Annotated in this window: 10 protein-coding genes; 9 read left to right on the top strand and 1 reads right to left on the bottom strand. The window is 66.3% G+C overall.

What is annotated here, in order from left to right; translation table 11 throughout:
- Positions 1-541 precede the first annotated feature (541 nt).
- From rpmH to RCP37_RS22115, 9 genes are all read left to right on the top strand, one after another.
- On the top strand, positions 542-685 hold the full coding sequence (gene rpmH / locus RCP37_RS22155; RefSeq protein ID WP_024442093.1) for a 50S ribosomal protein L34: 144 nt from the start codon (positions 542-544) through the stop codon (positions 683-685).
- Between the two features lie 17 nt (positions 686-702).
- Complete coding sequence (gene rnpA / locus RCP37_RS22150; protein WP_308485044.1) at positions 703-1092, top strand: ribonuclease P protein component; 390 nt, start codon at positions 703-705, stop codon at positions 1090-1092.
- Positions 1092-1406 (top strand): membrane protein insertion efficiency factor YidD, encoded by a 315-nt coding sequence (gene yidD / locus RCP37_RS22145; RefSeq protein ID WP_308485043.1) that lies wholly within the window; start codon positions 1092-1094, stop codon positions 1404-1406. The genes rnpA and yidD overlap by 1 nt, the downstream gene beginning before the upstream one ends.
- A gap of 43 nt (positions 1407-1449) precedes the next feature.
- Positions 1450-2490, top strand: coding sequence for a membrane protein insertase YidC (yidC, locus tag RCP37_RS22140; protein ID WP_373693205.1), 1041 nt, complete (start codon positions 1450-1452; stop codon positions 2488-2490).
- Between the two features lie 72 nt (positions 2491-2562).
- A complete protein-coding gene (locus tag RCP37_RS22135; RefSeq protein ID WP_308487208.1) occupies positions 2563-3111 on the top strand; it encodes a Jag family protein in 549 nt (182 codons plus the stop codon).
- Between the two features lie 70 nt (positions 3112-3181).
- Positions 3182-3913: a 16S rRNA (guanine(527)-N(7))-methyltransferase RsmG gene (gene rsmG, locus RCP37_RS22130; RefSeq protein WP_308485041.1), complete on the top strand. Its 732-nt coding sequence runs from the start codon at positions 3182-3184 to the stop codon at positions 3911-3913.
- Positions 3910-4908: a ParA family protein gene (locus RCP37_RS22125; RefSeq protein ID WP_308485040.1), complete on the top strand. Its 999-nt coding sequence runs from the start codon at positions 3910-3912 to the stop codon at positions 4906-4908. Before rsmG ends, RCP37_RS22125 begins: the two co-directional genes overlap by 4 nt.
- A 43-nt stretch (positions 4909-4951) precedes the next feature.
- Complete coding sequence (locus tag RCP37_RS22120) at positions 4952-5950, top strand: ParB/RepB/Spo0J family partition protein (protein WP_308485039.1); 999 nt, start codon at positions 4952-4954, stop codon at positions 5948-5950.
- Positions 5951-6173: 223 nt separating this feature from the next.
- The gene (locus RCP37_RS22115) at positions 6174-6932 is read left to right on the top strand and encodes an acetyltransferase (RefSeq protein ID WP_308485038.1); all 759 of its coding nucleotides are present in this window, start codon (positions 6174-6176) and stop codon (positions 6930-6932) included.
- A 67-nt stretch (positions 6933-6999) separates the two neighbouring features.
- Here RCP37_RS22115 and RCP37_RS22110 read toward each other — a convergent pair whose 3' ends face one another.
- Positions 7000-8220: an N-acetylmuramoyl-L-alanine amidase gene (locus RCP37_RS22110; protein WP_308485037.1), complete on the bottom strand. Its 1221-nt coding sequence runs from the start codon at positions 8218-8220 to the stop codon at positions 7000-7002.
- Positions 8221-8385 lie beyond the last annotated feature (165 nt).

The following is an 8385-nucleotide window of genomic DNA, read 5'->3' as shown; positions in this document are numbered from 1 at the left end:
CACTTATCCACAGGTGTGGATGAGGTGCGCATTCCGCGGTGAGGCCCTCTGGGCCGGTTGCTCAGCAACGGATACTCCAGACAAAAGACGCTATATCTGAAGCGCCAGCCGCTTCGTGATCTTCGGTTCGTGGTAGAGAACCGCTCCGGTTCCGAAACGGCGCTGGCAAGCAAGTTAACAGGTTTCCGCGTAGACGACTACTCATTTCACCGAGATGAACCGAATGAAAACGAAGGTCGTTAACGCGATCGATACGGGTGTGACCAGTGTGAATACTGGGTCGATTTCGTAGGCCGTGGGGCATGGTGCAGTACGGCAATGACACCGGGGTTTGACCCGGCGATCACGCATCAGTACCCTCGAACAGTCGCCCGAACGCTGGCGATACGGCTGCGACCGGCCCAAAGGCCGGAGCCCGCGCCGGTTACGAGCAAGACGCAGAAGTTCACCGAGCTTACCGAGTGCGTCGCGTGCGACAGGCACAACGGGCTTCCGGTGTGTCGGGCTTACGCGACGCAAGATGCAATAAGGAGAGTGTGCCGTGGCCAAGGGCAAGCGGACCTTCCAGCCCAACAACCGTCGTCGGGCCCGCGTGCACGGGTTCCGGCTGCGGATGCGTACCCGTGCCGGTCGTGCCATCGTCACCGCCCGGCGCAGCAAGGGCCGTCGCTCGCTGACCGCCTGAGCACAGGCAGCTCGGCGGTGCTCCCGGCTCAATACCGGATGAGACGATCGGCCGACTTCGGTGCAACGGTCAAGCACGGCCGAAAGGCAGTGCAGCCGGACGTCATCCTGTACGACCGCGTCATATACGACCGACGGACGGACCCGTCCGAGGAGTCGGCGGTGGCGGCCGCGCCGCCGAGAGTCGGTCTGATCATTGCCAAGTCGGTCGGTAACGCGGTGGACCGGCATCGTGTGGCTCGGCGATTGCGCCATGTGGCCCGCGAAGTGTTAGCCGACCTAGAGCCGCAAGAGCAGCTGGTGATTCGGGCACTGCCCGGTAGCAGCGGTGCGACCTCCGACGAACTTGCGAACCAGTTGCGGACAGGCTTGCGGTCGATCCGCCGGGCCGCGGGGGCGGTGCGCTGATGCACGCGGTCGCGGCAGTACCGGTACGCGGATTGGTCTTCGTCATCGAGCTCTACCGGAATCTGATCTCGCCGCTGCGTCTGCCCAGCTGTCGCTTCATGCCGACCTGCAGCCAGTACGCGGTTGACGCATTGACGGAATACGGGTTGATTCGGGGCAGCTGGTTGGCGGCGGTACGGCTGGCCAAGTGCGGGCCGTGGCATCAAGGCGGATGGGATCCGATTCCCGAACGGTCCCAGGGGGCTGCTGACTGCGGCTGCCCGTCCGAGAACAACTCGGACAATCGAGCGGAGGGTGAATACCGTGTCCTTTGATCCGGGCAGCCTGGACTATGTGTACTACCCGGTGTCGGGCATTATGTGGTTGTGGTACAAGGCTTTTGGCCTCCTGCTGGGACCCGCGAGCTTCTTCACCTGGGCGCTGTCGGTGGTGTTCCTGGTGTTCACGTTGCGGGCGCTGCTGTACAAGCCGTTCGTCAAGCAGATCCGGACCACCCGGCAGATGCAGGAGCTGCAGCCGCAGATCAAGGCGTTGCAGAAGAAGTACGGCAAGGACCGCCAGAAAATGGCGCTGGAGATGCAAAAGCTCCAGCGCGAGCACGGCTTCAACCCGATCCTCGGGTGTCTGCCGATGCTTGCACAGGTCCCGGTCTTCCTGGGTCTGTTCCATGTGCTCCGGTCCTTCAACCGGACCAGCACCGGGATCGGTCAGCTTGGCCTGTCGCCCGATCTGAACCGCCAGCTGGGCAACTACTTCTTCAGCGCGGCCGACGTCGGAAACTTCCTCGACGCGAATCTGTTCGGTGCGCCGCTGGGCGCGACCATGATCCAACGCACCGGGCTGGACGCCTTCACGGAGTTCAACCGGCTGTCGGTGATTGTGGTTGGGGTGCCGATCATGATCGCGGCCGGTATCGCGACGTACTTCAATAGCCGGGCGTCGGTTGCGCGGCAGAGCCCAGAAGCCGCGGCCAACCCGCAGACCGCGATGATGAACAAGCTGGCGCTCTATGTCTTCCCGCTGGGCGTGGTGGTCGGTGGGCCTTTCCTGCCGCTGGCGATCATCTTGTACTGGTTCTCCAACAACATCTGGACGTTCGGCCAGCAGCACTACGTGTTCGGTCTGATCGCCAAGGAGGAAGAGGCCAAGAAGGAGGAGGCGCTGCGGCGTCGCGCGGCCAACGCGCCGGCCCCCGGGGCTAAGCCCAAGCGGGGGAGCCGGGCGGCCACGACCGAGGCCGCCGCCGAAGCCGAGGGTGCTGTCGAGGAGACGGGTGCCATCGAGGCGGAGGCCGGCGAGACCGGGAACTCTGAGGCCGCCAAGCGAAGCCCGAATCGACCCGCTGCCCGTGGTGGCCGGCCGGGCGCCGGGGCTAAGCCGAAGAAACGTAAGCGGTGACGTACCGCGACAAGCCAACCGGCGCGCGAGCCGCCGGGCACGGAGGGAGACGACATGACTGACACGACTGACATGAACGACGCTGGGACCACGGAGCGCGAGGCCGTGAGTTCCGGAGGCGAGGACCAGGAGGGTCAAGCCGCACCCGCGGTTGACCTGGAGGACCGACTGGTAGCCGAAGGCGAGATCGCCGGCGACTACTTGGAGGAGTTGCTTGACCTGCTGGACTTCGACGGCGACATCGACCTGGATGTCGAAGGCCGGCGTGCGGTGGTGAGCATCGACGGCGGTTCAGACCTGACCAAGCTGGTCGGCCGCAAGGGTGAGGTGCTCGATGCGCTGCAGGAGCTGACCCGACTGGCGGTGCACCAGAAGACGGGCGAGCGCAGCCGGTTGATGCTCGACATCGCCGGGTGGCGCCGTCGGCGTCGCGATGACTTGACGGCTCTGGGTGACGAGGTGGCCCGGCGCGTGCTGGAAAGCGGTGCCGATGAGGAACTGGCCCCGATGAGCCCCTTCGAACGTAAGATCGTCCACGATGCGGTGGCCGCCGTCGCCGGCGTGCACAGCGAGAGTCAGGGCGTCGAGCCGTCGCGCCGCGTAGTGGTACGGCGGGACTGACCAGACTCAGCGTGGGGAATCACAGCGATGTGATTCCCCGCCTGCGGTCCGTTCCCGGGAAGCCGGAGGAATGTTTCACGTGAAACATGTCGAGGGAGCACCGGCACCCGAGCCGCCCCCGGAGGCGGCGGAAGTATTCGGCGACCGCCTTCCCATTGTCCGTCGCTACGCGGCCCTGTTAGCGGGGCCCGGTGTAGAGCGCGGGCTGATCGGCCCCCGAGAAGTCGAACGGCTCTGGGAGCGCCACCTGCTCAACTGCGCGGCGGTCGGCGAGCTGCTGGAGCCCGGGGAGCGGGTCGCAGACATCGGAAGCGGAGCCGGCCTGCCGGGGATACCGGTGGCGATTGTGCGCCCGGACGTATCGATGATCCTTGTGGAGCCGCTGCTGCGACGCAGCGAGTTCTTGCACGAGGCCGTTTCCGAGCTTGGCCTCGCCAGCGTGGAAGTGGTGCGCGGCCGTGCCGAGGATCCCGCGGTGCGCGATGCGGCCGGCGACTGCGATGCGGTCACCTCACGTGCCGTCGCAAGCCTGGACAAGATCGGCCGGTGGAGCCTGCCGCTGCTACGAAAGGGTGGCCGGATGCTGGCGATGAAGGGGGAGCGGGCACAGACCGAGGTTGATGAACACCGCGGTGCGATGGCCAGACTAGGCGCCAACGACGTAAGGGTGGTGAGATGTGGCGTGAACTATTTAACCCCGCCCGCGACCGTAGTGCTGGCACTGCGGGGAGACCCCGAAGCGAAGCGGGGACGCGGTCGGTCGGGCAGCCCGGCGCGACGGTCCAGCAGGAGGCAGGCATGAGTAGAGCAGTCCCCCCGGGCGTCACGCCACGGCCGTCGGGCGCGAAGCCCGCAGCCGCCGCCGAAGCTGTTTCACGTGAAACATCGTCCGGCTCGGTTTCACGTGAAACATCGCCGGACTTTGTCGACACCCCGATCGGAGCGGCGGCCGAACGCGCAATGCAAGTGCTGCACACGAACAACCGACTGCCCCGCCCGAAGCGCCGGCGCGTGTTCACCGTCGCCAATCAGAAAGGCGGCGTCGGCAAGACCACCACGGCGGTCAACCTCGCCGCGGCCCTCGCGGTACAGGGGATCAAGACCCTGGTGATCGATCTCGACCCGCAGGGCAACGCGAGCACCGCGTTGGGCATCGCCGAGCGCAGCTCGGGGACCCCCTCGTCCTACGAAGTGTTGATCGGGGCGATCCCGGTAACCGAAGCCCTGCAGCAGAGCCCACACAACGAGCGGCTGTACTGCATCCCCGCCACCATCGATCTGGCCGGCGCCGAGATCGAACTGGTCAGCATGGTGGCGCGGGAGAACCGGCTGCGCAACGCGCTGGCCGATTTGGACAGCTTCGACTTCGACTACGTCTTTATCGACTGCCCGCCGTCGCTCGGACTCTTGACGGTCAACGCGTTGGTTGCGGCGCCGGAGGTACTGATCCCGATTCAGTGCGAGTACTACGCCCTGGAGGGCGTATCCCAGCTGATGCGCAACATCGAGATGGTCAAGGCACACCTCAACCCGCGTCTGGAAGTCACCACCGTGCTGCTGACGATGTACGACGGGCGCACCAAGCTCGCGGACCAAGTCGCCGATGAGGTCCGGCGCTACTTCGGTGACCGGGTGCTGCGCACGGTGATCCCGCGCAGCGTCAAGGTGTCGGAAGCGCCGGGCTACAGCATGACGATCATTGACTACGACCCGGGCTCGCGCGGTGCGATGAGCTACCTGGATGCCAGCCGGGAGCTTGTCGAGCGGGACCTGGTCGACGGCGGGGGACAGCAGTGACCGCCGCTGTACGACGACCCGGAGAAGAACAGGAGCGCCACAGATGACCGGACCGTCGCGTAAGAAGGGCGGCTTGGGCCGCGGCCTGGCCTCGCTGATCCCGACGGGACCCGGCGAGGGGAACGACGGCCAGGGCGACCGGGGCGCCGTCCTGGGACCCCGTATGGGCGACGCCGCTGCCGACGTTGTTCTCGGCGGTTTGGGTGCCTCAACCCCGGCGGCCACCCCCGACGTGGGCGCGGTGTACCGGGAAATCCGGCCGGCCGACATCGATCCGAACCCGCGCCAGCCGCGGCAGGTTTTCGACGACGAGGCGCTGGCCGAGCTGGTGCATTCGATCCGGGAATTCGGGCTCATGCAGCCCATCGTCGTGCGGGCCGTACCCGGCTCCTCGCGATACCAGTTGGTCATGGGGGAGCGGCGTTGGCGGGCTTCCCAGCAAGCCGGTCTGGAGACCATCCCGGCGATCGTCCGGGAGACCGAGGACGACAACCTGCTGCGCGATGCGCTGCTGGAGAACATCCACCGGGTACAGCTGAACCCGTTGGAAGAGGCGGCCGCCTACCAACAATTGCTTGATGAGTTCGGGGTGACCCACGACGAACTGGCCACGCGCATCGGTCGCTCTCGCCCGTTGGTGACCAACATGATCCGGCTGCTGCGCCTGCCGATTGCTGTGCAGCGCCGGGTCGCGGCCGGCGTGTTATCGGCAGGCCACGCCCGCGCCCTGCTGTCGCTGGAGGCCGGATCCGAGGCCCAGGAGGAGCTTGCCGCGCGGATCGTGGCAGAGGGGCTGTCGGTGCGCGCCACCGAAGAAGCGGTCACTCTGGCCAACCGAGGGGGCACTCCGACACCGGTCGCGCCGCGGCGCAAGCCGATCCAGATGCCCGGTCTGCAAGACGTCGCAGAGCGGTTGTCGACCACATTCGACACCCGCGTGACGGTCAGTCTCGGCAAGCGCAAGGGCAAGATCGTGGTCGAGTTCGGCTCCGTCGACGATTTGCAACGCATTGTCGCAATGATGGACGCGACAACCTCCTGAGGCGTTGTTCGCCCAGGTCCAGGGCCACACGGCCGTTACGTCACTGTGACGGTACGGTGACTCCGGTCCGTCGAGGGTACTGAAACGTGTTGATTAACAGCAGCTTTCATTTTTTGGAGCGGTCGACCGACCGAATGGCACCGAGAGTGGCATCCGGCGGCTCGACGCTCCTATTCTTAAGGGGCTGCCGTCGGCGGCAGCACGGGTTGAGACCGGGAGTCCAGTGTCTGTCCGAATCGCACCCCTGAAGCTCGAGGGTTTCGAGCAGCTTCCCAAGCACGCACGCCGCTGCGTCTTCTGGGAAGTCGATCCAGCCACCCTCGGGCGCGACGATCACCTCTCGGACCCGGAGTTCGAAAAGGAAGCCTGGCTGTCGATGGTGATGCTGGAGTGGGGGACCTGCGGCCAGGTCGCCACACCGTCGGCCGCCGCGCGAGGTGTCGGGGATCCGCAGTGCCTCGGCTACGTGCTCTACGCACCTCCGCGTGCCGTGCCGCGGGCGCAGCGGTTTCCCACCGGGCCAGTCTCGGCCGACGCTGTGCTACTGACTTCGATCGGAGTCGATCCGGCGCCGATGGCCGACGGTCTGCCGCGGGAACTGATCTCCCGGGTGGTCGAGGAATTGATGCGACGCGGCGTACGCGCACTCGAGGCCTTCGGCCGCACGACGGCAGTCCCCGAACTACTCGATATGGGCACCGCCCCGCCCGACGTCGCACCGGTGTTGGAGGCGGTCGGTGACTGCTCGGTCGAGCACTGCATCATCGCGGCAGACTTCTTGACCGACGTCGGGTTCACCGTGGTGGCGCCGCACCAGTACTTCCCGCGGCTGCGACTGGAACTCGACAAGGGCTTGGGGTGGAAGGCTGAGGTGGAGGCTGCGCTCGAGCGCCTGCTGGAGAGCTCGCGGTTGGAGCAACCGATCGGGGTGGGCGCCCCCGCTGTGTCCGGGTCTGCGACCGGGGCCGTCGGGCCTCGCTGAACCGCGGGGTTCTACGCGGCGGTTCCAGCTGCGGCTCTCCTGCGTCGAGTCTCGCTGAACCGCGGGATCAAGAACCGCCGAGATGGCCGGTGCGCTCGACCGACAGCTCGTGGGCCAGCAATTCGGCGAACGTGAAGGTTCCGGTGGGCCGGTCGTTCTTGCCCAGCAGATACAGCCGTTTGACCGCGGCGAGCATTCCTTCGGCGATGGCGTCGCGATTAGCGGGAGAAGCCAGCATCCCGCGATCACGAGGGCTGGTGATGTAACCGACGTCGACCTCGACGGTGGGCATGCGGGTCAGGCGCAGCAGGTCCCAAGTCCGGCCGTGCGCCCGACAGTCCTGTAATCCGGTGCGGGCCACGATCTCTCGCTGAATGAAGTCTGCGAGGTTACGGCCGATGGTGGACACCGAGCCATGCGAGTTGCCGAAGTGGAACGACGCCACACCGTTGGCCGCGGGGCTGACGTGGGTGGCGCAACGCAGGCTGATCATCAGGTCGGCGCCTACGGCGTTTGCGGTAGCGGCGCGTTCGGCGTCCGACGGGTTGCGGCCGCTGGGACGGGACAGGAAGGTGTCCATCCCGATGGCCGTCATCCGGCCTTCCAAACGACTTGCCAAGTCCCACAAGATATCCGCTTCACTGATCGGCCCAGACGGAGTCTGGATGATCAGCCCGTGGTCACGGCCGCCACGGCCCGGATCGATCACGATCCGCTTGCCGGACAGCCGGGGTCCAGACCGCCGCACCAATTCCTCCTCGCGGATCGCATGCGGCGAACCGCCGGTCACCCGCGAGGCCAGGAAGTTCAAGGAGCGCAACGTTTCCGGGCCGCAGATACCGTCGGCGTACAGACCGTACTCACGCTGATAGGACATCAACGCGTTGTGCGTCTGGATGCCGAAGTAGCCGTCGACCAGACCGGTGTAGAAGCCCAGATCCTGCAGACGCGCCTGCAGCGTGGCGACGTCGTCGCCGTACATCGGCGCCCCGAACTGGTGGTTGAGAATGCGGGCGCCCAGTCGGTAGGACGCCTCCTTGAGCGCACGGTAGGTGGCCTCGCCGATCACGCCGTCGACGAGCAGGCCACGCTGCTGCTGAAACGCCCGCACCGCCTGGTCCAGCGCTTCGTCGTAGACGTCCAGGGCGACGTGCTTGCCGGTGCTCAGATCCGCGTCAGGGCTGTCCACCAGCCCCAGCGCGGCCAGCGCCGCCCGAATCTCCACCACGGCACCGCTGCGGTCGCCACGACGCAGGCCCTGCTCGGTGCCGCGATGCCGACCCGACATTACTGAGCCCCTCCGGTTGTCGCTGTTGGCAATGGAACCGTGCTGGTGGTTGCCAGCAGATTAGCCAGAATTGTCTCAGATCCCCGGCCAATTTTCGAAAACGGCGAGGCAACAATAGGCACCTGAGAGCCGAGGCTCACAAGCGCGTCGGACCGTGCCCGGAAT

This window comes from Mycolicibacter sp. MU0102 (assembly GCF_963378105.1).
GTDB classification, from domain to species: Bacteria; Actinomycetota; Actinomycetes; order Mycobacteriales; family Mycobacteriaceae; genus Mycobacterium; species Mycobacterium holstebronense.
Note: the sequence above shows the minus strand (reverse complement) of the source record. Positions and strands in the feature narration are given on the sequence as shown.

What these genes read in the sequence shown, in the direction of transcription:
- RCP37_RS22120 (WP_308485039.1), top strand. Translation starts at nt 4,952, where the DNA reads ATGACCGGACCGTCGCGTAAGAAGGGCGGCTTGGGCCGCGGCCTGGCC.
- yidC (WP_373693205.1), top strand. Translation starts at nt 1,450, where the DNA reads ATGTGGTTGTGGTACAAGGCTTTTGGCCTCCTGCTGGGACCCGCGAGC.
- RCP37_RS22110 (WP_308485037.1), bottom strand. Translation starts at nt 8,220, where the DNA reads ATGTCGGGTCGGCATCGCGGCACCGAGCAGGGCCTGCGTCGTGGCGAC.
- RCP37_RS22135 (WP_308487208.1), top strand. Translation starts at nt 2,563, where the DNA reads ATGAACGACGCTGGGACCACGGAGCGCGAGGCCGTGAGTTCCGGAGGC.
- RCP37_RS22125 (WP_308485040.1), top strand. Translation starts at nt 3,910, where the DNA reads ATGAGTAGAGCAGTCCCCCCGGGCGTCACGCCACGGCCGTCGGGCGCG.
- yidD (WP_308485043.1), top strand. Translation starts at nt 1,092, where the DNA reads ATGCACGCGGTCGCGGCAGTACCGGTACGCGGATTGGTCTTCGTCATC.
- rsmG (WP_308485041.1), top strand. Translation starts at nt 3,182, where the DNA reads ATGTTTCACGTGAAACATGTCGAGGGAGCACCGGCACCCGAGCCGCCC.